The sequence below is a fragment of the Microvirga guangxiensis genome, from assembly GCF_900102135.1.
GTDB lineage: Bacteria > Pseudomonadota > Alphaproteobacteria > Rhizobiales > Beijerinckiaceae > Microvirga > Microvirga guangxiensis.
Window position 1 is genome coordinate 696699 of sequence record NZ_FMVJ01000002.1, and the last position, 25710, is coordinate 722408.

General features: G+C 59.1%; 19 protein-coding genes and 1 tRNA gene. 10 read left to right on the forward strand and 10 right to left on the reverse strand.

The window, feature by feature from the left end; translation table 11 throughout:
• From BLP10_RS03445 to BLP10_RS23065, 3 genes are all read right to left on the reverse strand, one after another.
• The gene (locus tag BLP10_RS03445; protein ID WP_091129841.1) at nt 1-2790 is read right to left on the reverse strand and encodes a hybrid sensor histidine kinase/response regulator; all 2790 of its coding nucleotides are present in this window, start codon (nt 2788-2790) and stop codon (nt 1-3) included.
• A gap of 448 nt (nt 2791-3238) precedes the next feature.
• Nucleotides 3239-3925: a response regulator transcription factor gene (locus tag BLP10_RS03450; RefSeq protein ID WP_091129843.1), complete on the reverse strand. Its 687-nt coding sequence runs from the start codon at nt 3923-3925 to the stop codon at nt 3239-3241.
• A 792-nt stretch (nt 3926-4717) separates the two neighbouring features.
• Nucleotides 4718-4933: a hypothetical protein gene (locus tag BLP10_RS23065; protein WP_210183586.1), complete on the reverse strand. Its 216-nt coding sequence runs from the start codon at nt 4931-4933 to the stop codon at nt 4718-4720.
• Nucleotides 4934-5065: 132 nt separating this feature from the next.
• On the opposite strand from BLP10_RS23065, the gene BLP10_RS03455 reads away from it, so the two are divergent.
• Together BLP10_RS03455 and BLP10_RS03460 are read left to right on the forward strand one after the other, a co-directional pair.
• Nucleotides 5066-7468, forward strand: coding sequence for a putative bifunctional diguanylate cyclase/phosphodiesterase (locus BLP10_RS03455; protein WP_210183587.1), 2403 nt, complete (start codon nt 5066-5068; stop codon nt 7466-7468).
• A 232-nt stretch (nt 7469-7700) separates the two neighbouring features.
• Complete coding sequence (locus BLP10_RS03460) at nt 7701-11138, forward strand: PAS domain S-box protein (protein WP_091129850.1); 3438 nt, start codon at nt 7701-7703, stop codon at nt 11136-11138.
• Nucleotides 11139-11147: 9 nt separating this feature from the next.
• Here the strand turns inward: BLP10_RS03460 and BLP10_RS03465 are convergent, their stop codons facing one another.
• The gene (locus tag BLP10_RS03465; protein ID WP_091129853.1) at nt 11148-11438 is read right to left on the reverse strand and encodes a hypothetical protein; all 291 of its coding nucleotides are present in this window, start codon (nt 11436-11438) and stop codon (nt 11148-11150) included.
• Nucleotides 11439-11687: 249 nt separating this feature from the next.
• Here BLP10_RS03465 and xylB point away from each other — a divergent pair, with 249 nt between their 5' ends.
• The 3 genes from xylB (at nt 11688) to BLP10_RS03480 (ending at nt 15556) form a co-directional block, all read left to right on the forward strand.
• On the forward strand, nt 11688-13187 hold the full coding sequence (gene xylB, locus BLP10_RS03470; RefSeq protein WP_091129856.1) for a xylulokinase: 1500 nt from the start codon (nt 11688-11690) through the stop codon (nt 13185-13187).
• Nucleotides 13188-13318: 131 nt separating this feature from the next.
• Nucleotides 13319-14269 (forward strand): carbohydrate kinase family protein, encoded by a 951-nt coding sequence (locus tag BLP10_RS03475; RefSeq protein WP_175493763.1) that lies wholly within the window; start codon nt 13319-13321, stop codon nt 14267-14269.
• 18 nt (nt 14270-14287) lie between these two features.
• Nucleotides 14288-15556: an AGE family epimerase/isomerase gene (locus BLP10_RS03480; protein ID WP_091129870.1), complete on the forward strand. Its 1269-nt coding sequence runs from the start codon at nt 14288-14290 to the stop codon at nt 15554-15556.
• Nucleotides 15557-15566: 10 nt separating this feature from the next.
• Here BLP10_RS03480 and BLP10_RS23070 read toward each other — a convergent pair whose 3' ends face one another.
• From BLP10_RS23070 to BLP10_RS03490, 3 genes are all read right to left on the reverse strand, one after another.
• Entirely contained in the window at nt 15567-15725 is a 159-nt protein-coding gene (locus BLP10_RS23070) for a hypothetical protein (RefSeq protein ID WP_175493764.1), read from the reverse strand.
• 57 nt (nt 15726-15782) lie between these two features.
• Nucleotides 15783-16205: a nucleoside diphosphate kinase regulator gene (gene rnk, locus BLP10_RS03485; protein WP_091129876.1), complete on the reverse strand. Its 423-nt coding sequence runs from the start codon at nt 16203-16205 to the stop codon at nt 15783-15785.
• 62 nt (nt 16206-16267) lie between these two features.
• Entirely contained in the window at nt 16268-16828 is a 561-nt protein-coding gene (locus BLP10_RS03490; protein ID WP_091129880.1) for a GreA/GreB family elongation factor, read from the reverse strand.
• Between the two features lie 579 nt (nt 16829-17407).
• Here BLP10_RS03490 and BLP10_RS03495 point away from each other — a divergent pair.
• Nucleotides 17408-18616 carry a diaminopropionate ammonia-lyase gene (locus BLP10_RS03495; protein ID WP_091129883.1) on the forward strand — a complete coding sequence of 403 codons (1209 nt, stop codon included), beginning with the start codon at nt 17408-17410 and terminating at the stop codon, nt 18614-18616.
• A 451-nt stretch (nt 18617-19067) separates the two neighbouring features.
• Here the strand turns inward: BLP10_RS03495 and BLP10_RS03500 are convergent.
• The 3 genes from BLP10_RS03500 to BLP10_RS03510 form a co-directional block, all read right to left on the reverse strand.
• A tRNA-Arg gene (locus tag BLP10_RS03500) sits at nt 19068-19144 on the reverse strand.
• A gap of 103 nt (nt 19145-19247) precedes the next feature.
• Nucleotides 19248-20687: a sensor histidine kinase gene (locus BLP10_RS03505; RefSeq protein ID WP_091129887.1), complete on the reverse strand. Its 1440-nt coding sequence runs from the start codon at nt 20685-20687 to the stop codon at nt 19248-19250.
• Between the two features lie 217 nt (nt 20688-20904).
• Complete coding sequence (locus BLP10_RS03510; protein ID WP_091129891.1) at nt 20905-21702, reverse strand: TVP38/TMEM64 family protein; 798 nt, start codon at nt 21700-21702, stop codon at nt 20905-20907.
• 278 nt (nt 21703-21980) lie between these two features.
• On the opposite strand from BLP10_RS03510, the gene rpmH reads away from it, so the two are divergent.
• The 4 genes from rpmH (at nt 21981) to BLP10_RS03530 (ending at nt 25149) form a co-directional block, all read left to right on the forward strand.
• A complete protein-coding gene (rpmH, locus tag BLP10_RS03515) occupies nt 21981-22115 on the forward strand; it encodes a 50S ribosomal protein L34 (protein WP_027314822.1) in 135 nt (44 codons plus the stop codon).
• 19 nt (nt 22116-22134) lie between these two features.
• On the forward strand, nt 22135-22584 hold the full coding sequence (gene rnpA / locus BLP10_RS03520) for a ribonuclease P protein component (protein WP_091129895.1): 450 nt from the start codon (nt 22135-22137) through the stop codon (nt 22582-22584).
• Nucleotides 22577-24433: a membrane protein insertase YidC gene (gene yidC, locus BLP10_RS03525; RefSeq protein WP_091129898.1), complete on the forward strand. Its 1857-nt coding sequence runs from the start codon at nt 22577-22579 to the stop codon at nt 24431-24433. Before rnpA ends, yidC begins: the two co-directional genes overlap by 8 nt.
• 77 nt (nt 24434-24510) lie before the next feature.
• Nucleotides 24511-25149 (forward strand): CatB-related O-acetyltransferase, encoded by a 639-nt coding sequence (locus BLP10_RS03530; RefSeq protein ID WP_091129901.1) that lies wholly within the window; start codon nt 24511-24513, stop codon nt 25147-25149.
• Nucleotides 25150-25710: the final 561 nt, after the last annotated feature.

Below are 25710 nucleotides of genomic sequence, written 5' to 3' on the forward strand. Positions count from 1 at the left end.
TCATGCAGCCTCTTCAAGAGTTCCACTGAGCTCTGCAAGCGCAGAGAGCAATCCGCGGCGGTCAACTTTTGAGACGACTTCGGTAATCTTGAAGCGCCTCGCCAGAGCTAGCAATTGAGCATCAGGCCTTAACGTCATGCCAATGATCGGTGTTAAGCGATATTGAGCATCAGCCCGGAGGGTGGCGATGAACGCAAAGCTCGAATGTCCAGGCAATTCAAGATCAGCAACGATAAAGTCCGGCTGGCTGCCGCTCGAGAGCATGCGCGCGGCATCCTGAGCCGTCGCAGCTGTCTGGACGCGATACCCTGACGCCTTGAGGACAGGCACCAGCATATCCCGGAAGAAATTCGATCCATCGATGAGGAGCAGGGAGTTGCCCTGCTTTGCTCGCTGCTCGGAGCGCGACCATGTTTCAAGAACAAGCGGCAGATAATGCGCCACGTTGACGATTTCAGTGGTCCGACCGCGCACGACAGCCGATCCCACCAAGTCGGAACGCTCGGCAAGAAGTTCGACATCGAGCTTGTCTTCAACGATGTCGACAATCTCGGCGACGGCAAGACCCATTGAAATCTCCCCATCCGAGAACACCAGAAGGGACTGCATACCCTGCCTTCTCACTTCAAGCTCGTCATCGCAGGAAACGATCGGCATCAGGCGCCCGCGATATTGCACCACAGGGCGTCCGCTTGCCCATTCGATCGTGGATGCATCGATCTCTTCGAGGCGTGTTACGAGAGAGAGAGGCACGGCCTTCAGGCTGTCGCCCCCACCGCGGAAGACGAGCAGGCTCGTCAGCTCTTCAGCTGCGGCAATTGCCTGATCCAGCGCGAGATCCGCCTGGAACTCATCGCTCTGACCTTCTGAGCCAACCATCCGCGCAAGACCGTTCGGATCAACGATGAGAACAACTGCTCCATCGCCCAGAATGGTGTTCCCCGAGAACAGCTGGATATGCTTCAGCTTCGACGACATCGGCTTGACGACGATTTCCTCCGTATGGAAGACGCCGTCGACGAGGATGCCGAAACGCTGCTGGGCAACCTGCGTGACGACCACGAAGCCCGTATTGATATCCTCACTCTCCGACAGACGCATCACCTTCGAGAGTGGAACAATCGGCAGAAGGCGGTCACGCAGACGCAGGATCGGCGTGCCGTTGATCCGCTCAATCGAGTGCTCCGAGATCGGCGATACTCTCACGAGCTCAGACACCGCCACCTGTGGAATGGCAAAGCGTTGATCCTTGGAAGAAACGATCAAGGCAGCGACGATAGCCAAGGTGAGAGGGATCTTGATCGTGAACGTCGTCCCTCTGCCCTGCTCCGAGCGGATGTCGACAGTTCCGCCGATCAACTCAATGTTGGTTTTCACCACATCCATGCCGACGCCGCGGCCGGACACGGAGGTCACGGCAGCTGCAGTCGAGAACCCGGGATGGAAGATGAATTTTGCGACTTGGGCGTCGCTCATCCTTTCCAACTCGGATTCGCTGACAATCGCCCTCTCAACGGCCTTCTTGCGAATGGCGGCGTAGTTCAGGCCTTTGCCATCGTCGGAGATCTCGATCGTGATCGATCCTCCTTCATGATAGGCATTCAGGCGGATGATGCCCTTCTCCGACTTGCCGACGGCACGACGCTCCGCAGGGCTTTCGATGCCGTGGTCCGCTGAGTTGCGAACCATATGCGTGAGAGGGTCTTTGATAACCTCGAGCACCTGACGATCAAGCTCGGTATCCGCACCCTGCATGATCAGTTCAATGTGCTTCGACAACTCGTTGGAGAGGTCGCGCACGACGCGAGGCAGCTTTTGCCATGCATTGCCGATAGGCTGCATGCGCGTCTTCATCACGCCGTCCTGCAGCTCTGCCGTCACCTGAGACAGCCTCTGCAAAGGCACTTTGTAACCGTAATCTTCAGCGTTGCGGCGCGCAATTTCCAGCAGCTGGTTTCGGGTCAGGACCAGCTCCGACACCATCGTCATCAAATGCTCGAGGGTATCGACATTGACTCGGATCGTCTGAACCTTTCCAGAGATCCCTTCGGCTCCCTCAGGGGATTCTGAAGGCTCCGCGTCCTTCTTCGACGGTTTCTGAGCAGCAGCCGCCTGCACCACGGGCGCTGCTTGTGTCATCGGCGTAGAAGCGGGAACGGGTCCTGGCGCTTCGCGGAATGCGCGCTCAAGCTCGTCCAGGGATACCTCCCCAGGCTTGAGTGCCCTTTCCAGGACCTGGTAGACAAGTGTGCCGGCTGCATTCCCGTCATCCGGACCAGGAGCCTCTTGGAAAGCACGCTCCAGTTCATCAAGGGAGACCTCACCAGGCTTCAGCTCCCGTTCGAGCACCTGATGGACCAATGTCCCAACCGTCGGGGCTTGCACAGGCGTGTCAGCAACTGCCTGCACATGACTCGATGCATTCGACATATAATCCAGGGAGGCGATCAGATCGTCATCCGTTCCCTGCGGCTCAACGCCGTGCCGCTCCAGCTCACCTAGAATATCCTTGATCCGGTCGAGCGTTGTCAGGATCAGCGACACAGCCTCCGTCGTGACAGGCATTCCATCTCGGAACTTGCCCATCAGCGTCTCTGCCGCGTGCGCGAGCGCCTCAAGTCGAGGCAGCCCAAGGAAGCCGCAAGTTCCCTTGATGGTATGAACCAATCGGAAAATGTTGCTGAGGATCGCCTGGTTGTTCGGATCCTGCTCGAAGCGGACCATCTCCACGTCGACCGTTTCAAGATGCTCATTGGTCTCTGTGAGAAACTCAAGGAGAAGGTCGTCCATCGCCGTATCTCATCTCTGGTTGAAAACTGTTTGTCGTTTGGTTGATTGCGCCGAGATCCGGCAGCTCTCAGGTTGAGAAACTTCCCCCTGATCACCTGCTCTCACGAGCGATCATGGCGCGTCTCAACTTGTTGTTCTGGGCAGCTTGCGCTTACGAAGAGAGGCTTGGGAACAAGCAGCCTCAATCTGCGGGGATTTGTACGAGACATGGGACATGGAGCTTGGCGTTACGATGACTTTGACTGACCTTAGCGGCTCTATCTTGCGTCAAGCTGATCTTACGAAGCGCCCCATCGAGCGCTTCTCTTTTGAGGATTCTGGAGGCCTCCGGGAAGGAGGCCCACGCCATACCACCCTCTCCTCTTCGGAGAGCTGTCATATGCAAAGAGCCAGGTCGGGCTGACCTGGCTCTGGCGAACGATCCGGTATGCTACGTCAGGTCTGCCGCCTAGGAGACAGCCCCCGTATAGGAATATCCAATATAGCGCTTGGCATCGATGGGATCGTAACCCAGGCGCTGCCGCAGCTTCTTGCGGAGCTTGCTGATGTGCCCTTCGACGACGCTATCCTCGACGTCATCGCTGTAGAGGCCATAAACCGTATCGAAGATCTGCTTCTTCGTCAGGCGGTGCCCTTTCTTACGCACGAGATACTCGAGGATGTGACGCTCGCGGCGCGGCAGAGACAGCGGAACGCCATCGATCTCCGGATCACGGCCATCGAAGAACACCTTGAGCCGGTCGTTATCGTTATGGCTTGCCTTGCTGGCGCTGCTATTCAACCGTCTCCATACCGCCTCGGAGCGGGCGAGGATTTCTCGGACGTGAACCGGCTTACGAACCACGTCATCGAACTTTGCCGTAAAGAGCTCCAGCGTTTCTTCAAGAGAACGCACATCGCTCAATGCGATGATTGGAGCTTTGGAATGGCGACGGATGCTTTCGGCATAGCTGGCGCGTTGATCGAAGCTGCCGAGAACAAATCCCTGGATTGCTTGCATGTCGGTGTCAGACGCAGTTTCCAGCCATTCGCTGAACTCATTTGAATACAAGCCAATGGAAGATACACCTTCCCGTTTAAAGCTTGCTACATACCCCGACGTCACTATCTGTCGATCATCGACAACGATATACATGGTAGGCCCCCAGCCTGTATTTTTAATTACTAACTTAACGCAATGAACAACTCGCCGTTTATTAGCCACATTCAGTGGATACTTATTTATTCGGCAACTGGAAGCTATTCCTGTTCGTTTGGAGGGGCAATACGTATTGGGACAGAGGGTCAAGAGGGTGAAGGTTAATATCTGTTAACGAAATGGACGCCCCCGCCAGAAGCTCCAACAGATGGACAGCACCAATCCGCAAAGACCCCTCTCAAGATTGTAGGATTTTGAGAACACACAATTTTTTCGTGGATGAGGAGCTTTGATCCTCAATGAAACCGGCGCCACTCATCAACGAAACGAGATTTCATTACTAAGTAATCCGCGAAATTCCCCGCTAAGTATTCCCGCTTACAGGCATGGTTTGCTCGGCTCCTTCATAGGGGCGCGCTGCTCGGTCAAATCGAAAAGCGATTCGCGCGTTTCCGACCTCTAAATTCGGCGAGACAAACGATTGTCGGCGGAAACTTTATGACCGCAATCTTGCTCCAGTCTATCTGGCCTCAGAATCCGGCATATCGATTGAACTGCCCCTGCAAAGAAACCCTGGCGTTTTAAAATAGAGTTAAATCTTTCAAAATTGGTGGGCATTCAGGGTTATTGACTCGACCTGGTGCGGTCCATAACATTCCCAAATTGACGGCATCAGCTTCTGTTTCTTAGGCAATGCGGTCATTGTGTGCATTATGGCGGACCTTCGAGGTCGAGCATGACGCTTCGCCATTTTACCGGTTCAAGCCCGGATGAAATTTGAGCAACAGATCAAGCCTTCGCTTGAGGCATGACGCCACTCTGTTGGGCCGGTTCAACTCCGACATGTTCTGAATTGTTCAAATTTTTCAGGCAGACGTTCGCATGTCGGAGCGCCCCCATAGCAATCTCATGATGAGTTGGCGCGAAGCCGACCGCCTTGCTGCGCTCCATAGTTTCCATATCCTGGATACGGAGACCGAAGCCTTTTTTGAAGATATCGCCCAAACAGCCGCTCGGATCTGCCACGCTCCAATCGGTTTAATCGGCTTCATGGATGAGAGCAGGCAATGGTTCAAAGCATCTTATGGGATTGAAATAAGAGAAGCTCCGAGAGATCAGTCGCTCTGTACGTATACAATGTGCGGCACCGGTCTGTTCGTCGTGCCTGACCTCAAGAAAGCCTCTCCCCTCAAGAATACTCCTCTTCTCGGTATTGAGCCGCACGTTTCATTCTATGCCGGACTGCCTTTGACAACGAAGGACGGCCTGCCTCTCGGTACATTATGCGTTCTGGATCATGAGGCACGACAGCAAAGCCTCACGGAACAGCAATCTCAGGCTCTCAACAGCCTTGCTCAAGCGGTGATGAACCAGCTGCAGCTCAGACAATCCGAGAGACTGCTCGCCGATAGCGAAGCCCGCTTCCGCACGCTCGTGGATGTCATGCCGCTCTCGTTTCTCTCGCCTCAGGCTGTCTGGTTTAGCGATAAGAACGGCAATTTCACTTACTGCAACGAGTACTGGTATGACTACACTGGCCTGGAGCGGGACAAGTGCAGAAGCCAAGGATGGTCGTCCGCTGCGCATCCGAGCCGGCGTGAGCAGTCTCTGTCACTACTGAATGAGGCTTTCTCCAAAGACAGTTCGTTCGAAGTCGAAATCCCCATTCGCCGCGCTCTGGACGACACTTACAGATGGTTCATCGTTCGCGGGCAGCCGCTCAAGGATGAGAATGGCAAGGTCGAACAATGGTTCGGCACGGCAATGGACATTCACGAGCGCAAGCAATCCGAAGAGGCGCATCGCAACAGCGAAGAGCGCCTTCAGCTCGCGCTCAAGGCGGCTCGCATGGTCGCTTGGGAGTATAACCCCCGGACAAAAGCCGTAAAACGTTCGGAAAGCTCGCTGACTTCGCGCAGGATCGCAACCGGAAGAGACATCGGTCCGTTTGAGAGGGTTCATCCGGCAGACCAAGCCATTGTCGGCCACTTTCTTGAGCGGATCGAGATCCATGGATCGGGATCCGTCGAGTGCCGGTGCGTACATCCGAATGGGGAACTGCGCTGGCTCAGGGCGCGGGCTGAGAAGGCAGGTCAGAACCGCATAGTCGGGGTGACATTCGACATTACGGATCAGAAAGAGGCAGAGGAAGAGATCTGGCGCGCAGCCAATCACGACCCTCTTACCGGGCTTCCAAATCGCAGCCTGTTTCAACGACGCCTTGAGGCTGCTCTCACCGATGCGCGCCAGAACGGCACCAGCGTCAGCCTGCTGATGGTGGACCTCGACGAATTCAAGGATATCAACGATACCCTCGGGCACGATGCCGGCGATGCGCTTCTGAAGGAGACCGCATCTCGCCTGTCCGCCATGGTTCGCGATTGCGACACTGTCGCCCGTCTCGGTGGCGACGAGTTCGCTCTTCTCGTTGTCGAGCCCTTGAAGTTGGAAAACGCAGCCCGACTCGGATCCCTGATCCTTGAAACGCTACGCCAACCTTTCGTTTATCAAAAACGCACATTGATCAGCCGGGTAAGCATCGGTGTCGCTGCTTTTCCGGATCATGACAGCGACCCTTCCGAACTAATGAAGGATGCGGACATTGCGCTCTATCAAGCCAAGTCGCAGGGCCGCCACCGCATCCTCACCTACTCACCGGAGATGCGCCGCCAGACGGAAGAGCGAGTGACACTTGGCAGGACCATCCGAGAGGCGGTCGTCAATCACGAGATCGTTCCTTTCTATCAACCCAAGGTCTCCCTCGATACAGGGAAGATCGTTGGCTTCGAGGCCCTGGCGCGCTGGCAGCATCCGCGCCAGGGGACCCTGACCCCTGCCACCTTTGGAGCAGCCTTCGAGGATCATGAACTTGCGTCGGATATCGGCAAGCTGCTCATGTCCGCGGTTGCCACCGACCTGCGTCGCTGGATCGATGACGATCTTCCGATCGGCCGCGTCGCCTTGAACTTGTCCCCGGCGGAGTTCATCCAACCCGGCATGGTCGACAACATTCTCCGAACCCTCGACTGGATCAAGGTGCCACCCACATTCCTTGAAGTCGAGGTTACCGAGACGGTTCTTCTGGGGCGGAAATCCGACAACGTCTCGAAGCTCTTGGAGCAATTCCGTCGGCACGACATCCATATTGCCTTGGATGATTTTGGAACGGGCTATGCGTCGCTGACACACCTGAAGCAGTTTCCCGTCAATCATATCAAGATTGATCGCAGCTTCGTGCAGAACCTGGAGCATGATCCTGACGACGAAGCGATTATAGCGGCCGTCATCGGACTCGGAAAAAGCCTGAAGCTGCAGGTGACCGCTGAAGGCGTGGAAACGGTTGGTCAGATACAGCGCCTGCGAAATCTCGGCTGCGACCACGTTCAAGGCTTCTTCTATGCAAAGCCTATACCAGCCTCTGATGTTCCGGGCCTCCTGGCACGCTGGGACCACACATCAATTCAGCATCAGCCCCATAACAGGCTCGTTCAGAACGTTCTTAAACCCGCGCCTCCGCGCACCGCCTCTCTTGTGAGATGAGACGAGCGTTACAAATCGCTTACGCAATTTTCTCAGACATTGGCATCTTCTGATGCAGGACAACGGGGCCTGGAGGCGCAGCCATAAGCAACATAATAATATGTAACTACCTGCGTCATGTATGCGCTGAAGTTGTCTACAACAGCAATTTAGTTTGAAGCCCACTATTCTCTTTGCTAGCCGAACCCTTCACATTGATCAGAATCACAATACTTCCTCGGCCGCCTTATCCATGCCCTTCAAAACGACCAAGGACGGTCTCGTCTCAGCTTCGCTCGCAGAACGGATTCTAGCCCTACACCAATTGGACTTCTCCAATGCAAGTCCGGATAGCGCATTCATCGACATTGCTCAGCTGGCTGCAGATACCTGCGGCTGCCCAATGGCCGCTGTCACGTTTATCGATCCTGAGCGGCAATGGTTCAGGGCGGTCATCGGCAACCTCGCCCGTAACATACCCTTGAGCGACTCGATCTGCGCGCGCGTCCTTCATGGCCTTGAGCCCGCATGCATAAGCGATCTCGCCCAGCATCCTGATTTCAGGAACAATCCTTACGTCGTGGGCGAGCCCCATCTTCGATTTTATGCATCGGTGCCCATCCTGAATGAGAGTGGAGCTTTCCTGGGCTCGCTTTGCGTTTTCGACAACATTCCTCATCCCGAGGAGCTCTCGACCAAACAGGCACAATCTCTCCTGGCCCTTGCCCGCTCCGTAACTCGTGAGCTGAAGCTCCAGCAACTGAGCGCGCCTCGCGTATCTGTCCCCTCACGTGGAATGCGCGATAACGCCCTTCCCGCCCGCACGGGTGAGCGAGGAGCTGGCAAGCTCCAGGCATTCCCGAAGTCTGATGCAACTTATGAAATCAAATATCGGCTCCGGGACAACTCAGGAAACTACCGGCGCGTCTCGTTCTACACCCGAGCATTGCGGAGCGATCATGGACAGATCGACCGCTGGGTTGGCGCAAACGTCGACGACAATGCTTTGAGAGAAGCAGAAGGCTTGTTCTCCAAAACAGGAGGATTTGCCGACCGTCTGCTGGCGAGCTTCGACGGCATTATCATGATCATTGATCTGGATGGCCGCCTCCGCTTCATGAATCGCTACAGCCAGCCAGTGGAAAGGGATTGCATCTCCGAAGTCGACGGTCGCCCCTGGCTCAACTTTTGGACAGGCGCCGACTACGAGAGCGCCCGAGCAGCACTCGAAGTCGCTCAATCCGGAAAGCCTGGGCGCTTCCAGGCCCCCGGCTCGGAGATGCTGGGAGATCCAGTGTGGTGGGATATCACGGTCACTCCCATCATGGGCCCGGATAATAAGCCTGAGGCATTCTTGGCAATCGCTCGTGATATCAGCGAGTTCAGAACAATCGAGCAGGCCCTGCGCCGCAAGAACGAGCATTATCGCGCATTGGTGGAAGCCAGCACGGCGATCGTTTGGCGAGCAGATTGCACTGGCGCCCTGACCGATAGCCATGGATGGGAACGATTCACCGGTCAATCACCAGTCGAATCCCAGGGAAGCGGCTGGTTGGACGCCGTGCATTCCAACGATCGCGCCCGTGTTGCCGAGTCCTGGAAAAACATCATCCAATCGGAAGAGCTGGGGACAACCGAGTGCCGGATGCGCCTCCCGAATGGCGACCACCGTTGGATCCTGGTCACGGGCATACCGCTGACCGATATGAAAGGTACCATTCAGGAGTGGATTGGTACGCTTACCGACATTCATGAGCAGAAGGCTGCAGCCGAACATCTGCGCATGAGCGAGCAACGCTATCGAGCCCTGATTGAAACCAGCACGGCAATCGGCTGGCGCTCGAATGCGGATGGTTCCTACATCGAAGGATGGGGCTGGCGTGAGTTTTGCGGCCGCGAACCGATCGTCGGCGCACCCCTCGGTTGGCTTGACTTCATCTATCCCGATGACAGGGAGCATACGGCAGCCGCTTGGCAAGAAGCTGTTACAGCCAAGCAACCCGCAAGGATCGTTCACCGGATGCTGGGGTTGAGCGGCGAATACCGCTGGGTTTTCTGCCGGGCGCTTCCCTTGCTAAACGAAATGGGAGAAGTGCAGGAATGGGCCGGCACCATCTCCGATATTCATGACCGCCGAGCTGCCGAAGACAAGCTGCGTGATAGCGAAGAGCGCTTGCGCCTTGCCGTTGAGACCACCGGTTTGGGCATCTGGGATGTCAATATCGTCACAGGCCATCACCAATGGACGCCGGAGACATATCAGCTTCTCGGCCTGAGCCCGGGTATAAGGCTGCAGGAGAACACTCTTCTCACGCTCATTCACCCTGATGACTGCGACAGAATTCATAGAAAATTTTACGCTGATCCGTCCGATTGCAACCTCACATATTCCGACACGTTTCGCATTTTCCGCGCCGATACCGGTGAGGAGCGTTGGATTTTTGCAACGGGGCGAACGGTACTGGACAATGATGGAAACCCCATCCGCAAGATCGGCACGGCTCAAGATATTACTGAACGCAAGATTGCGGAAATCGCGCTCAAGACAAGCAAGGAGCAGTTAAGCCGCAGCGAGGCGCATCTCCGTTCGATTCTTGAAACCGTTCCCGATGCCATGGTCGTCGCCGATGAGAAGGGCATCATCAAATCCTTCAGCGCCACCGCCGAGCATGTCTTCGGCTATCAGCCTGAAGAGGTGATCGGGACGAACGTGAAGTTCCTCATGCCTCTCCCCTATCGTGAACAGCACGATGCCTATATCAGCCGCTATCGCCGTTCCGGCGAGCGCCGGATCATCGGCTCCGGACGGGTCGCCATGGCCCAGAGGAAGGATGGCAGCACCTTTCCGATGGAAGTGCAGGTTGGCGAAATGGAGTGGGAGGGAGAGCGATATTTTACCGCCTTCATCCGCGATCTTACCGAGCGCCAATACACTGAAATGCGCATGCAGGAGCTGCAATCCGAGCTCGCCTACATGTCCCGGTTGACGGCCATGGGCGAGATGGGCTCGACCCTGGCGCACGAGATCAACCAGCCCCTCACGGCCATCGCCAGCTATCTCAAAGGATGCGGCCTGATCCTGGATCGCATGCAGGGTTCCGAGGTAGGAATGCTCAGGCTTGCAGTCGACGAAGCAGCCGAGGAAGCTCTTCGCGCTGGCGAAGTCATCCGTCAGCTGAGAGAGTTCGTCGCCCGCGGGGAGAGCGAGCATCGGATCGAGGATCTCCAGCGTCTTGTCGAGGAAGCAAGCGCCCTTGGCCTTGTTGGCGCCAAGGAAAAAGGCATACAGGTCGATTTCGACTTCCCGTCGGAAAGCCCGCAGGTCATCGTCAACCGCGTCCAGATCCAGCAGGTTCTGATCAATCTCCTGCGCAATGCGGGCGAGGCGATGCAGGAGATTCACGACCGCTTCCTCACGATCGGAGCACGCGTGGTGCAGGATGGCACGATGGTTCAGATCAGTGTGAGGGATACGGGATCGGGCATCTCCCCCGAGGTCTTGGATAAGCTCTTCACCCCGTTCACGACGACGAAGGCGAGCGGCATGGGCGTCGGTCTGTCGATCTGCAGAACGATCGTGGAAGCCCATGGAGGAAAAATCTGGGCGGATTCCGTGCCGGGTGAGGGAACCACGTTCCATTTCACGCTCAGGCATGTCGACATCGAGGAAGCCGCATATCCTGAAGATTGATCCTTCTACTCAGGCGGCAAGCCTCATCATGTCGGCCGCCTCATTCGCAACGATCATAAGGTCGCTGACATCGTCAGCCTCGAGATCGGGCACCAGCCGGAAGATGGTGGAGCGGTTCGGCTCCGCATCCTGGCTCGCTCCTCGGGGCAGCCAATCGACATCGACCCAATGGTTGGCATGATGGACAGAGACGATCTCGGCACCGAGCGCTTTCAGGCTCAGCCGAAGATCGACGAAGCGCGCATAAAATTCTTTGTCGCTGGCAACCGAGCCGGTGCCGGTGGGGACATGGGCAATCATTGCTCTTCCCGTGTTCGCATTCTTAACCGCAAGCAGTCATTGCCCGCATGATGATCGTGTAAGGGAATGTGCTTGTGCGAAGCTGGCGTCCCGAATGCTGGCCTTAAATTTGGCCGCCAACGGCCTTGAACTGGAGAAATGGAATAATCTGTTCCGAGGCGGCTGACGCCAACGGGCCGTCGTCCGTCTTGCCAATGGTATCCATTCACCGGAAAGTCGCTCCCATACGAGCCTCTCCAGGAGCGGAGCATGCCTCATTACCTTGGCATCGATGTCGGAACCTCAGCGGTTAAAGCGCTTATCGTCGATGAGCACCAGACACTCATGGCGGAGGCTGACGTCCCGCTGGAGATCTCCCGCCCGCGAAATCTTTGGTCTGAACAGGATCCCGAAAGCTGGTGGCTGGCCGTTCAAGGCGCTATCGATCAATTGCGCGATCAGGCTCCGGCGGCTTTTGCCCGTATCCGGGGGATTGGGCTCTCAGGACAGATGCATGGAGCCGTGCTTCTCGATGCTCATGATGAGCCCCTGCGTCCAGCCATTCTCTGGAACGATGGCCGCTCCTTCCAGGAGGCGGAAGACCTGGGAAAGCAGCACCCGCATCTTTCCGGGATTGTGGGAGTCCTTCCGATGGCTGGCTTCACCGCCCCCAAGCTCCTTTGGCTTGCGCGCCATGAGCCGGAGACGTTTCGCTCCGTGCGAAAGGTTCTCCTTCCGAAAGACTACATTCGCCTGAAACTGACCGGTGCCTGCGCAACCGAGATGTCCGACGCAGCCGGAACTTGGTGGCTCGACGAAGCGGCGCGCGACTGGTCCGATGAAGCGCTGGCCGCAACAGGCCTCGACCGCGCCCATATGCCGGACCTCATCGAGGGATCCGCGCCGTCTGGAATATTACGCGCCACGCTCGCTGCCGATTGGGGAATGCGGAACGATGTGGTGGTTGCCGGCGGAGCCGGCGATGCTGCTGCCGGAGCAGTAGGATTGGGAGCCATCGAAGAGGGAGCAGCCTTCATCTCTCTCGGCACGTCCGGGCAACTCTTCGTCACCACCCGCCAATATAGACCTGCGCCTGAAACCCTGATCCATTCTTTCTGTCATGCGCTTCCTGATCGCTGGTTCCAGATGGCCGCCATGCTGAACGGCGCGAGCTGCCTCGCCTGGGCGGCAGGGCTTCTCAAAGCCGACATTGCCCATCTTCTCCGTCAGGCGGAGAGCGCTTACGAAGGCCCCTCCTCTCTCCTTTTTCTGCCGTATCTGGCCGGAGAGCGCACACCCCACAACGATCCCTATGCGCGTGGCGTCTTCTTCGGCCTCTCTCCCGAGACGCAGCAGGCTGATCTGATACAGGCCATACTGGAAGGTGTCGCCTTTACCTTCGCCGATGCCAAGGCATGCCTGGAGCAGGCCAGCACGCCCCTCTCTTACGCTGGCTTGATCGGCGGCGGCTCGCGAAGCGCTTTCTGGGCCCGCATACTCGCCAACGTCCTGAACCTTCCGCTCGTTCGCTACAAAGGCAGCGACAAGGGACCGGCCTTCGGCGCTGCACGGCTGGCGCGTTTGGCCGCAACGGGCGAAACCCCCGAGACCCTGTGTTCAACACCGGCGGTATTGGAGGTGATAGAGCCCGACCCTCGTCTTGTGGAACTGTACCGCCCGCGCATTGAGAACTTTCGGCGCCTCTACTCAGCCCTTCGGCCCGAGTTCCGGCATATCCTGGGAGGATGGAAGGGAACGGACGTGTCCTGATATGGCGCGGCTGCCTGCCACTTGGGGAACGACGCCGCGAATGCTAAAGAACTGGAAATATTGTGACGCCGATGCCGGCGGGATCGCACGGCATGGGAGCCTCCGGGCGTCCACCATCTTCGGAGACAGGAATGATCTTGGTTTGCGGCGAAGCTCTGATCGACCTGTTCGTTGGCTCGCCCTCTCCGGCTGGGCTCTCCGCCGAAGCCGTGGCAGGAGGATCGCCGTTCAACGTGGCGATTGGCATCGGCCGCCTTGGCCGCCCTGCCGCTTTCCTGTCGACCCTGTCCGAAGATGCGTTCGGCATATTTCTCGCAGGCAGGCTTGCTGACGTCGGTGTCAGCGCATCCTATCTGCAGCGCTGTCCGAACCCGACCACGCTCAGCGTCGTTGCGACGAGCGCCTCCGGAGAACCGCAATATTCCTTCTATGCTCCGGATAGTGCAGACCGCGCTCTGAAGATCGAGATGCTGCCATCGCAACTTCCGTCCAGCATCAACGCCATTGCCGCCGGCTCCTATGCCCTCGGCGTAGAGCCCATTGCCGGCACCATCGAAGCCCTGCTTTGCAGGGAAGCCGGATCGCGCGCGATCTCGCTCGATCCGAACGTGCGCGCCCGCATCGTTGGCGACCTGACAATCTATCGCGAGCGGTTCGAGCGCCTTCTCGCTTATGCCGATATCGTCAAGGCAAGCGATGAGGATCTTCACCAGCTCTATCCGGACCAGGACCTTGTTGCCTGCGCGCGCGCCTGGCTTCGGCGTGGTCCCAAGCTCGTCATCGTCACCCGTGGAGCCGAAGGCCCTCTGGCTATTCTCGGCTCCTCAATCATCGAGCGTCCCGCACCGCGCGTGAGCGTGGTCGATACGGTGGGTGCAGGCGATACATTCCATGCGGGCCTTCTTTCCTGGCTCGATGCGAAAGCCCTGCTCACCCCGTCAGGCATCAATGGCTTGAGCATCCCGCAAGTGACGGAAGCGCTAGATTTCGCGGCGGCATCGGCTGCCATTGTCTGCACACGACGCGGGGCAAATCCACCGACGTGGGACGAAGTGATCCGCTTCATGGCAGAGCGTAACTGAGAAGAACTGGAGATTCACATGCCGATGCCTGTTCCCAATCTTCCTGCGACAGGATCGAGCTGGCGCACACGCCCCTTTCATCGCCAATGGCTCGGCGCGCAAGCGCATCGGCTTTTCGATTTTTTCCAGCATGGCAACATCAATCCCGCGGGCGGCTTCTACACTCTCGACAGCCGGGGATATCCGCTGGACGACAATCCGGTGCGGCAGATCCACAGCACGACGCGCATGGTGCATTGCTTCTCCATCGGCGTGCTTCTCGGCCGCCCTGGATCCGATGCGATTGTCGATCACGGCATGAGCTATCTCTGGAACAGCCACCGCGATGCCAAGCATGGAGGCTATGTCTGGTCTCTCGACGACGCTGGCCCGAAGGACGATACGAAGCAGGCCTACGGCCATGCCTTCGTGCTGCTCGCGGCTTCAAGCGCCAAGTGCGCAGGGCATCCTCTTGCCGATAGGCTCCTGACCGACGTGACGCAGGTTCTGGAAGAGCATTTCTGGGAAGAACAGAACGGAGCAGTCGCCGAGGAATTCGCTCGCGACTGGTCGCCGATCAGCCAGTACCGCGGGCAGAATTCCAACATGCACTTGACGGAAGCCCTGATGGCCGCTTTCGAGGCTACAGGAGAGCGGTCCTATCTCGATAAAGCCGAGCGCATCGCAGAGCTCATCATCGGCCGCCACGCCGCTTCTTTGGATTATCGTGTGGCGGAGCACTTTCATGCCGACTGGTCTCTGGATCGCAGCTATCGCGGCTCCGACGTGTTTCGCCCTTTCGGGACGACGCCGGGGCACTGGCTCGAATGGGCTCGCCTTCTGCTGCAACTCTGGGCCCTCGGCGGAAAGCGGCACGATTGGATGCCTCAGGCATCGTGTGAGCTTTTCCGGCAATCCATTGAGCTTGGCTGGGATCGGGACGAAGGGGGATTCTTCTACGCGCTCGACTGGGACAATCATCCACGCTTGCGGCAGAAGCTATGGTGGCCATGCGCGGAAGCCATCGGCGCTGCAGCCTTTCTATGCGAGCACATGCCGAATGAATTCCACGAGACCTGGTATCGACATGTGTGGAGCTTCATCGATCGTCATCTGATCGATCACGAGCAAGGCGGATGGCATCCCGAGCTTTCGGAGAGCCTGCAACCGGCAAGCACATTATTTACTGGAAAGCCGGACCTCTATCACGCTTTGCAGGCATGTCTCATTCCACTCTTCCCGGCGACCGGCAGTTTGACGCGTGTCATCCTGCAGAGCGATCACGACATCGGCGGTGCTCCCAGGTAGCCTGCCGCCGCTACCCGATCTGGTTGATCACGTGCTTCCGGATCTCCTCGCGGGATAGCGGGTTGGGCTGTGGGGTCCACGCTCGAAGAGTGGCGACTTTGATCTCAGTCGGCTGATGAATGCGTGACTTCTTGTTCCTGGTCATTGCGTGGCCGGTTTCGGCTTTCATGTTTCTTTTCCTTATTTGATTGTTGGCACGTGCTTGCGGCACGAATTCGTGGTTGGCTCAGGCTCCGAGGTCCACGATGCGCTCGGGCTGGAAATGCACCCGCCGCACCATCAGCCCACGCCATCCCCCGGTTGGTGCATCCCATTCGATGGACTGGCCTTCCGACAGGCCGATGAGCGCTGCGCCGATCTGGGTCATGACTGAGATCCGCCCGGCATCCAGATCTTCCTCGCCCGGATACACCAGGGTGATGCGGCGGATGTCGCCGGTCACCATGTCCTGATATTCGACCTCCGAATGCATCGTCACGATGCCCGGATGGATCGCGCCGGGAGCCACGACCATCGCGCGATCGAGCTCATCCGCCAGCATTTCGGCGATGGTGTAGCGCTGGCTTTGAATGCCCGCGGTCGCCATCCGGGCCAACCTGTTGTAATCGACCGCAGTGATGGTGATGGGAGGGAGGTTTACTTGGGTCATTGTTGTCTCCTTTGAATCTCATTTGCGGCTGCGATGCGGGACCGGTTGTTGCCTCTTCCTTGTCAGGACCGCCCGCAGATGATGACGGAGACCGGATCGCTGGCAGGGAACGTCTCCATCAAGGCCTCGTCCAACCGGCGCTCCAGGTCGTCCTGCGAGTTGCCGGCCCCATGATCGGATGGATCAGTGGCATTCGTGGCGGCATCCGCTTCATCCGGCAGCAGCCGGAATTGGACATCCTCCACCACGACTTCGTGCACGGGCCCATCCCGGCCTGTTTGGAACGGCATGCGGTCGCCCACACGAAGGCCGAGAAGGGCGATCCCCAGAGGCGTCAGCACGGACAGTTCCGCTCCCGGCCAGTTCAGGTCCTCAGGATGAACCAGGACCTGCGCCATGGGCCGACCGGTGCCGTTGAGCCGGTACGTGACCTTCGCATTGGTCGAGACCACGTCCTCCGGCAGGTTGGCAGGATGGCAGAGCGACGCCCGCCGCAGCTCCGACATCAGAAACTCACGACGCGGTGAGCGCTGTTGGCGATTGATGGCGGCAATGGACATGAGACGGTTGTAGTCGTTCGTTGCGAGCGTGATCGGCGGCAGTTTATCGGTTGCGTTGTTCATCAGATCCTCCTGTTCAGCACTGAGCGAGCCAAGGAACGAGTCCCGACGAGATGGCCGGCAGCGTTCACCCGGACAGATCAGGCTTGCTGAGTTCAGTTATTGCGAGATTGGTCATGACCCCGAACGGCGGCGCAAAGCGCTCAAGCCTGGTTCGGGGCTTAGCGGCCTGCGAAGAGGCGGCCTCCGCGGAGGGTGAGGATGTGGCGCAATGTAATCATGACAATATAAATATAAGTATTGGATAGAAAATTACAACCCCTCTGCTTTCACGAAAGGGTTATCGCTTCCTTGTCGGCTTGCAGAAGCGAATACGCAAAGAAAACCTATCATCCATTTTCGCGAATAATAGATCTTGATAACGGCAGGCTGATGCAGATGCTCGTCTCTGACGCCCACTCACCAAAAACTGTCGCTATTGCTTCTCGAAAGTGAGAGGGAATGGATTGCTTCAGTCATCCTGACAAAGACACTGACATTTCAATCGCACGAAAAAATTCTTGCATTCTGCTCGTTCGAATAGAGCGCCTTTCTCTTCCCAGGTGCAATATCTTCTCGCCGCCTCACATCGGAAGGATCGACATGCTTCTCCTCAATCAGCACCATGATCATCGCAAGGCTCTTGATGGAATTGATGCCGAAACCTTGGGCCTGAAGGCTGCGGAGGAGGTCGAGCGCTTTCTTGCCTATCGCGGCAACCATGCCCCGACGCCCCTGCACTCCCTTGCGGTTTTGTCGTCCGAGCTTGGTGTGGGCGCAATTCATATGAAGGATGAAGGCTTTCGCCTCGGCCTCGGCAGCTTCAAGGCTCTGGGCGGTTCCTACGCGGTCATACGGCTCGTGCTTGAGGAAGCCAGCCGTCGGCTCGGACGACCGGTAGACGTCGCCGAGTTGCCCATGTCCGAAGTTCGCTCCATCGCATCCGGCATGACGGTCGCATGCGCGACGGATGGAAATCATGGACGTTCGGTCGCGCAGGGTGCGCAGCTCGTCGGCGCCGAGGCCGTCATCTTCGTGCATTCCGGCGTCAGCGACGAACGGGTGGCAGCCATCGCCCGTTTCGGCGCACGGATGATCCGAGTCGAGGGCACCTATGACGACTCTGTTGCCGAGGCCGCGCGGGTTGCCTCCGAAAAAGGCTGGACCGTGGTGTCAGACACCTCCTGGCCGGGCTACGAGCGCATTCCCGGTCTGGTGATGCAGGGCTATACCGCCATGGTGCGCGAAGCGTTGCGCCAGCTTCCCGAAACGCCGACTCATGTGTTCGTGCAGGCAGGCGTCGGCGGCGTCGCGGCAGCGGTCGCAGCACACTTCGCTCTCGTGTTCGGCGACCGAAGGCCGACCTTCATCGTGGTCGAACCGGCACGAGCCGCCTGCCTCTTCGAAACGGCACGAGCAGGTTATCCGGTCAAGATAGCTCATGGCGAGCCGACGGTCATGGCGATGCTCGAATGCTACGAGCCGTCTCTGATTGCCTGGAGAGTGCTGTCCCGCACTGCTGACGGCTTCATGATTGTCGACGAGGAGGATGCAATCGCGGCGATGAACCGCCTGGCCCGGCCGGTCGGCAAGGATCCGGCCATCGTGGCCGGCGAGAGCGGCGGTGCAGGCCTTGCCGGCCTTATTCGCGCCACAGCGGATCCTGAAATCCGCGCGGCCCTTCATCTCGATGAAACGTCCCGAATCTTCATCATCAATACGGAAGGCGCCACCGATCCGGAACGCTATGCTGAGTTGGTCGGAATGCGGCCTGACGACGTCGTGCTCCATACTGACGGAGCAGAGACATGAGAAACCTGGAGCTGCATTTGTGAATCGGTGCATTCACCAGGTTCACACCATCGCGCAAGCCTGGACGAGATTATGTGTGATGTGGCTCACGTTCGATCACCGATGAACATGCGAGGATCGATCATCGAGGGATGATCGTCATGGTCCACCATATCGCATCGTTTTCATTGGGAGTGATCGGCCCCATCGCGATAGTCGGCTGGCTCCTCCTCCAATGATCGCCCAATGGCTTCTCGGAATCACAAAGGTCGCAAGAAGGCAGCGCCCAGCCTTGATGACGGCAGTCGCGCCGCTTGGTCCCAGGATCAAAGGAGATTCCCAAGCAGCCATCGAAAACGAGCCGCGACTTCGGGGAATGGGGAAACAGCCGATGGAAACGCGATGCGCCCAGAATCCCTTATTCTGCGTTTGGAGCAGATAAGGTCGCTTCTTCTAGTGCTTTAAAGGAAAATGGCGCGCCCGAAAGGATTCGAACCTCTGACCCCCAGATTCGTAGTCTGGTGCTCTATCCAGCTGAGCTACGGGCGCTTGGTCGGCAGTTCGTTGCGGGAAGCAACATCAGCCGAGGCGGGTGACTTAAAGGGTTCTGGCGCGCTTGGCAAGCCTCCTTTGCAGAGATTTTGCACAAGCCTCAATTTGTCTCCTGCACGGCGGCCCGATCGGGGATCGTGATCCGGAAGCAGGTATGGCCCTCGCCCTCGTCGAGGCTGATCGTACCGCCGTGGAGCTGGATCAGTTCCGCCACGATCGTCAGCCCGAGACCGGTGCCACCCTTGCGGGCAGAACTCTGGAACGGCGTGAAAAGATCGGCCTTCACCCGGTCGGGTATTCCCGGGCCGTTATCCTCGACGAGGATCGTAACGGTATTCCCGTCGCGCCTGGCGGTGACGTCGATGCACGGCTCGCCCTCGGAGGCCCCCGCCTGGCTCAAAGCCTGCACCGCATTGCGCACCAGATTGACCAGCACCCGCGAAAGCTGATCCTTGTCCGCATCGACCATCAGGTCTTCCGGCACATGGGCTCTGAAGGCTATCCCGACTTCCGGAGCGAGATCCGTGAGGTTCGAGAGATCCTCGATCAGGGGAGCAAGGGGAATCAGCCGACGTTGCGGCAAGGGCTCTGTGGCGCGGCCATAGGCAAGCGTCGTTTCGCAAAAGGCGATAGCGCGGTCGAGGGTGGCGACCAGCCGGGGCGCGACGCGCTGCGCCGTTTCATCGTTCACCCGCTCGAGACGATCCGTGAGGAGCTGAGCCGTGGTGAGCATGTTGCGCAGCTCGTGATTGATCTTGCTGACCGCAAGGCCGAGCTGGGCCAGCCGCCGCTTCTGCCGCAACTCGTCGGCCAAGGTCGTTTCCATGCGCGCCAAGGCCTGCTCGGCCAGGCCGATCTCATCGGCCCGGTCCGTCGGCCGGATGACTCGGGAGGCATCCTCGGGATTGCCGGAAAACTCCGCGATGTTGCCGGTCAGCCGCCGCACGGGTCTCACGATGACCCATTGCAAGGTGAGATAAACGAGGCTCGCCGTGATCATGGAGATCAAAAGGGACACCAGCAGGATGTTGCGCGAGAACTCGAGCATGGCGTTCCGCAGGGGGCGTTGATCAAGGATGATCTCGACGAACTCGACGCCCATGCCATGGCCGATCACCCGAATCGGCTTGTCGGTCGGACTGAAGAGAACAGCGAAGGCGTCACCGACCAGATCAACCCACCTGGCATCGCGCAGATCGACGCTCTTGCCGACTTCCGGCGGCGCGTCGCCGACGGCGAGCAGGCTCCGGCGCCCTCCTCCACGAAGAGCGATGGCCTGGGCCCCGACACCCTGAAGAAGGCGTAGCTCCAGCTCCTCAGGCAGGCTTTCCTCGGGGGCGGCATCCAGCACCATGGCGGCGATCTGCGCCGCAGCCAGGCGGTCGTTCAGCCAGGTCTGCCGGAAATTGGCGATGGAGGGCACATAGATCAGCACTTCCGCGATCATGACGAACAGGACGGTCAGCAGCAGCAGGCGCGCGGAGAGCCCGAATTGGCTCAAAATCCGCCACGTCAGCGATTGCGCCTGCTCGACACCCATGCCCGCCCCGTCCCAAGCGGCGAAAGACCATCATTCGCCGCATCGAAGGATTCTGGGCCGAAGGCCACAGAAACTCCACCGCCATGCTCTACGTCACCTCGGAGAAGGTGAGGTAGGGATAGACCAAGCCGGCGCGTTCCGAAACCTTGAATGCTCTCCTGGCTGCCGGCCCCCGCAGCCGTTCGTCCAGGACCGCCCGAAAAGCCTGCCGCACGTGTCAGCCTTCCTCACGGCCGCGCCTGCCCTGCCAGTATCTGATCACGATAGGAGCCAATGCCAAGGCTCCCAGAACCGAGAGCGCCATCATCAACTCGGGCGTCATGAGGCTTTCGACTTCGAACCCCGAAGCGCAATCCGCCCGTCCAGCCGCCAGGCATTGCTGGCGGGACCGCTCATGACGGGCGATGACCTCGTCGAGGCCCGAGCCTGCGAAGGCAAAGGCGAAGCAGATCGGGACCATGCCGAGATAGGTCGCAAGGACATAGCTCGTCAGCCGCATGCCGAAGAAGGCCGCGGCCAGGTTGGTCAACCAGAAGGGCATGACGGGCAGCAGCCGCAGGAAGAGAAGATAGGAGAATGCCTGCTTGCGGAAACCTGCTGCCAGGCTTTGGATCCGGGAGCCCGCCCGCCTCAGAAGCGGCTGCCCGAGGGAGGTCCGGGCAATGAGAAAGATATTCGTGGCTCCAAGGGTCGCTGCCACGGAAGCGACCGCTGCGCCCAAGAGCCAGCCGAACAGATAGCCCCCGATGGTGGTGAGAAAAGCCGAGGCTGGAAGGGACAGGGTCACGGCCGTCACATAGACCAGCGCGAATCCGCCCAGCATCGCCAGGCGATGCTCTTCCACCATGCCTCGCAACTGCGCCTGATAATGGAGAAATGCCTCGAAGCTGAGCTTGTGATGGAGGCCCGTGGCAAAGACCGCCCCAAGGGCCAGAATCAGGACCGCGAGAGGGAGATATCGCCAGATGGCATGGCGGGCAGGCGCTGCCCCAGGCTCATCGCTCTCGTCTGCCACGCTTTCCCCCGGTTACCGGGTCATATATAACCTCCCGACGTTCCAGGCCCACCGGCTCCGGCGAGAAGATCAGGAATGAAGCTCGGGCTGCCGGATTGCCGCATAAAGGCCAGAGCGGCGTTGACTTTGCCCCTCTCTTCCTTCATAAGCCCGCAAGCTGACAGCGCTCTTCTGGGGCGCTGATCGTTTTTTCGAGACAGTTTCGGGGGCAACCCCTTACCTAACCAGACGGGCGCGAGCCTTCGAGCACCGCTGCCCCATTCGACCGGAGATGTGCCGTGAAGAGGACGTATCAACCGAGCAAGCTGGTTCGCAAGCGCCGCCACGGCTTCCGTGCGCGCATGGCGACCAAGGGCGGCCGTAAGGTCATTGCTGCTCGCCGCGCCCATGGCCGCAAGCGCCTTTCGGCGTAAGCGACCTTAAGGACCCCCGATGCGCGAACCTCGCGCAGACCTGACCATCGGGCGTCTGACGAAAAGACCTGACTTCGTCGCGGCGGCCTCCGGCCGCCGCTTTCATACCGAGCGGATGAGTGTGCAGGCCCGCCTGCGCGACCATCCCGATTCCGACAGCTCGGCAAGCGGCCTTCGGGTCGGCCTGACCGTCACGAAACGGGTAGGCCACGCCACCGAGCGCAACCGGATCAAGCGTCGGCTCCGAGCTGCCATCCCCATGGCGGCACAGGACTACGCAGCGATCCATGCGGACGTCGTCATCATTGGACGACGCGAGATTCTGACGGCGGATTACGACGTGCTCATCGACGATCTCCGGCGCGCCCTGCGGGTTGTAACCAAGCCGAAAAGCGCCCACCTCTCGGATCGTACCCTCCCCTCCTCACCTCCCTCACAAGGCGAGCGTCGCGGACATTCCCATGCGTGATGACAACAAAAACCTGATCCTCGCCATCGCCCTGTCGCTGGCGATCCTTCTGGGCTGGCAATATTTCTATGCGGCTCCCGAGGCCGAAAGACAGCGCCAGGCTGCCCAGCAGCAGCAATCCACGCAGGTCAATCCCAACGCCCCGAATCCGCCTGCGAGCCCGAGCCAAGCAGGCGGAGCAGCACCGACGGTGCCCGGAACGGTGCCGAGCACCCCGGCAGGGCCCGTCACCCTGTCCCGTGAGGCTGCGCTTGCCGGCAGCAAGCGCGTGGCCATCGACACCCCGTCCATCAAGGGTTCGCTCAACCTGCGCGGTGGCCGCATCGACGATGTCGCCCTGAAGAACTACCGCGAGACCGTCAGCCCCAACAGCGCCAACATCGTGCTCCTTTCCCCCGAGGGAACGCAGAATCCTTATTACGCCGATTTCGGCTGGGTGGGCGCTCAGGCAGGCGGCCTTCCCAATGCCAATACCGAGTGGACCGCCGACAGCGACCGGCTGACCACCTCGGCCCCGGTCACCCTGACCTGGGACAACGGCCAGGGTCTCGTTTTCCGCCGTACGATTTCGGTGGACGACAAGTTCATGTTCACGGTCAAGAGCACGGTCGAGAACCGCGGCTCCGCCCCTGTGGCCTTGCAGCCCTACGGTCTCGTCTCCCGTCACGGCAAGCCGGTGACGCTTGGCTATTACGTGCTTCACGAAGGCATGATCGGCGTCCTGGGCGAGAACGGCCTTCAGGAAATCAAGTACGAGACCCTCGACAAGGAAACGCCGGTTGCCGGCACCACCGTGTCTCAGAAGACCTGGGACAACGTGAAGGGCGGCTTCCTCGGCATCACCGACAAATATTGGGCGGCGACCATCGTCCCCGATCAGGCGATGACCTATCAGGGCGCGTTCACCTCGCAGCAGAGCCAGGCGGGCCGCACGTATAATGCCTTCATGCAGGGTGCGTCGCAGACCATCCAGCCGGGCGCAACGGCCGAGGCCACGCAGCGCTTCTTCGCGGGCGCGAAGGAAACGGCAACCATCGACGCCTATCAGGACAATCTCGGCATCAAGAACTTCGATCTGATGATCGATTGGGGCTGGTTCTACTTCATCACCAAGCCGCTCTTTAAGGTGCTGGACTTCTTCTTCCATCTCTTCGGAAACTTCGGCATCGCGATCCTGCTCGTGACGGTGCTCCTGAAGATCCTGTTCTTCCCGCTCGCCAACAAGTCCTACGCCTCCATGGCGAAGATGAAGGCGGTGCAGCCGGAGATGGTCTCGATCCGTGAGCGCTATGCCGACGACAAGATGAAGCAGCAGCAGGCGCTGATGGAGCTGTACAAGAAGGAGAAGATCAATCCGGTCGCAGGCTGCTGGCCGGTGCTGATCCAGATCCCGGTGTTCTTCGCGCTCTACAAGGTGCTCTTCGTCACCATCGAAATGCGCCATGCACCGTTCTTCGGCTGGATCCGCGACCTCGCGGCCCCGGACCCGACCTCCATCTTCAACCTCTTCGGCCTGCTGCCCTACAACCCGGGCGCTGTGCCGATGATTGGGCCGTTCCTGATGCTCGGCGTTTGGCCGATCCTCATGGGCATCACCATGTGGCTGCAGATGAAGATGAATCCGGAGCCGCCGGACCCGGTGCAGAAGCAGGTCTTCGCCTGGATGCCGGTGATCTTCACCTTCATGCTCGGCTCGTTCCCCGCAGGTCTTGTGATCTACTGGGCCTGGAACAACCTGCTCTCCGTTCTCCAGCAGGGCTTCATCATGCGGAAGAACGGCGTGAAGATCGAGTTGTGGGACAACCTGCGCAAGACCTTCAGCCGAAAGACCAGCCCGGCAAAAGGTTGACGCAAAATCACTGAGAATGATGATCCCCGGGCCGCCCCCGGGGATTTTCTTTTGGTCTACTGTCTTGGAGAACGACGATGCACGGTCCCGATCCCAACAATCCGCATCCGATGACCGGCCAGCCTCGCGTCGGCTTTCTCAAGGCCTTCATCGATCAGCCCAATATCGAGGTCGGCGACTTCACTTATTATGACGATCCGGCAGGCCCGCAGCATTTCGTCAGCCGCTGCGTCCAGCACCATTACGACTTCATGGGGGACAGGCTCGTGATCGGAAAATTCTGCGCCATCGCTACGGGTGTCACCTTCATCATGAATGGCGCCAATCACGCCATGACAGGCTTCTCGACCTATCCGTTCAACATCTTCGGCGAGGGATGGGAGAAGGGTTTCGACTGGGCCACGATCAAGGCAGGGTTCAAAGGCGACACCGTCATCGGCAACGATGTGTGGATCGGACAGGAAGCCACGATCATGCCGGGGATCACGATCGGCGACGGCGCCCTCATCGCCACGAAGGCCGTCGTGACCGCCGATGTGCCGCCCTACGCCATCGTCGGCGGCAATCCGTCCAGGATCATCCGAAAGCGCTTCTCCGATGAGGTGATTGCGGACCTTCTGGCGATCCGCTGGTGGGACTGGGATGCCGCCAAGATCACCCGCAACCTCGATGCCATTCGCGGGGCGGATCTGGAGGCCCTGCAAAAGGCCTCGTAAAATCCCGGGCCTATCGCACAGCGACGCAGCAGAGGCCTCAACACGCCACCTGTCTCAACCTGAAGCGTGACGTCAGGCGGGTTGCATCGCACGTCATCCTGGGGCGCGGAGCAAAACCCGGGATCGTGTGACGGATGAAACGTGTTTCCCTCCCCCTTGCGGGGAGGGGTTAGGGGTGGGGGTCGTAAAGTCGGAGCGCTGCGTCTGCTCTAGTGAACATGACGGCTCTACAGCATTCCCCTCTCCCGGGTGGGAGAGGGGCAGGGGGGGAGGGACCGCCCTCTCCAGACAGCGCTCGACCTCCCCCACCGGGATAGGAGATCACAGCTTCACTGGTTTGAGGTCTTACTCGGTCGATCGACCCCCACCCCTGCCCCTCCCCGCAAGGGGGAGGGAAACACGCGCCTCATCCAAGCACGGCAGCGGATGTTATGTTCTTACTTTGTTCTTGACTGTTGTCCTAAGCTGGGCTATAGCTGTGGGCATCCGGCTCCAGGAGGGGGCGCGCTCGCGAGGCGTCGTGAATGAGGGGAGCCGGAACGGTCCTGTGCAGGCCTCGCA

Coding starts and splice junctions, on each gene's coding strand:
- BLP10_RS03495 (WP_091129883.1), top strand. CDS start 17,408: ATGCTTCTCCTCAATCAGCACCATGATCATCGCAAGGCTCTTGATGGA.
- rnpA (WP_091129895.1), top strand. CDS start 22,135: ATGCGCGAACCTCGCGCAGACCTGACCATCGGGCGTCTGACGAAAAGA.
- BLP10_RS03460 (WP_091129850.1), top strand. CDS start 7,701: ATGCCCTTCAAAACGACCAAGGACGGTCTCGTCTCAGCTTCGCTCGCA.
- rnk (WP_091129876.1), bottom strand. CDS start 16,205: ATGACCCAAGTAAACCTCCCTCCCATCACCATCACTGCGGTCGATTAC.
- yidC (WP_091129898.1), top strand. CDS start 22,577: ATGCGTGATGACAACAAAAACCTGATCCTCGCCATCGCCCTGTCGCTG.
- BLP10_RS03475 (WP_175493763.1), top strand. CDS start 13,319: ATGATCTTGGTTTGCGGCGAAGCTCTGATCGACCTGTTCGTTGGCTCG.
- BLP10_RS03465 (WP_091129853.1), bottom strand. CDS start 11,438: ATGATTGCCCATGTCCCCACCGGCACCGGCTCGGTTGCCAGCGACAAA.
- BLP10_RS23070 (WP_175493764.1), bottom strand. CDS start 15,725: ATGAAAGCCGAAACCGGCCACGCAATGACCAGGAACAAGAAGTCACGC.
- BLP10_RS03490 (WP_091129880.1), bottom strand. CDS start 16,828: ATGAACAACGCAACCGATAAACTGCCGCCGATCACGCTCGCAACGAAC.
- BLP10_RS03480 (WP_091129870.1), top strand. CDS start 14,288: ATGCCGATGCCTGTTCCCAATCTTCCTGCGACAGGATCGAGCTGGCGC.
- BLP10_RS03445 (WP_091129841.1), bottom strand. CDS start 2,790: ATGGACGACCTTCTCCTTGAGTTTCTCACAGAGACCAATGAGCATCTT.
- BLP10_RS03450 (WP_091129843.1), bottom strand. CDS start 3,925: ATGTATATCGTTGTCGATGATCGACAGATAGTGACGTCGGGGTATGTA.
- BLP10_RS03530 (WP_091129901.1), top strand. CDS start 24,511: ATGCACGGTCCCGATCCCAACAATCCGCATCCGATGACCGGCCAGCCT.
- BLP10_RS03455 (WP_210183587.1), top strand. CDS start 5,066: ATGTGCGGCACCGGTCTGTTCGTCGTGCCTGACCTCAAGAAAGCCTCT.
- BLP10_RS03505 (WP_091129887.1), bottom strand. CDS start 20,687: ATGGGTGTCGAGCAGGCGCAATCGCTGACGTGGCGGATTTTGAGCCAA.
- xylB (WP_091129856.1), top strand. CDS start 11,688: ATGCCTCATTACCTTGGCATCGATGTCGGAACCTCAGCGGTTAAAGCG.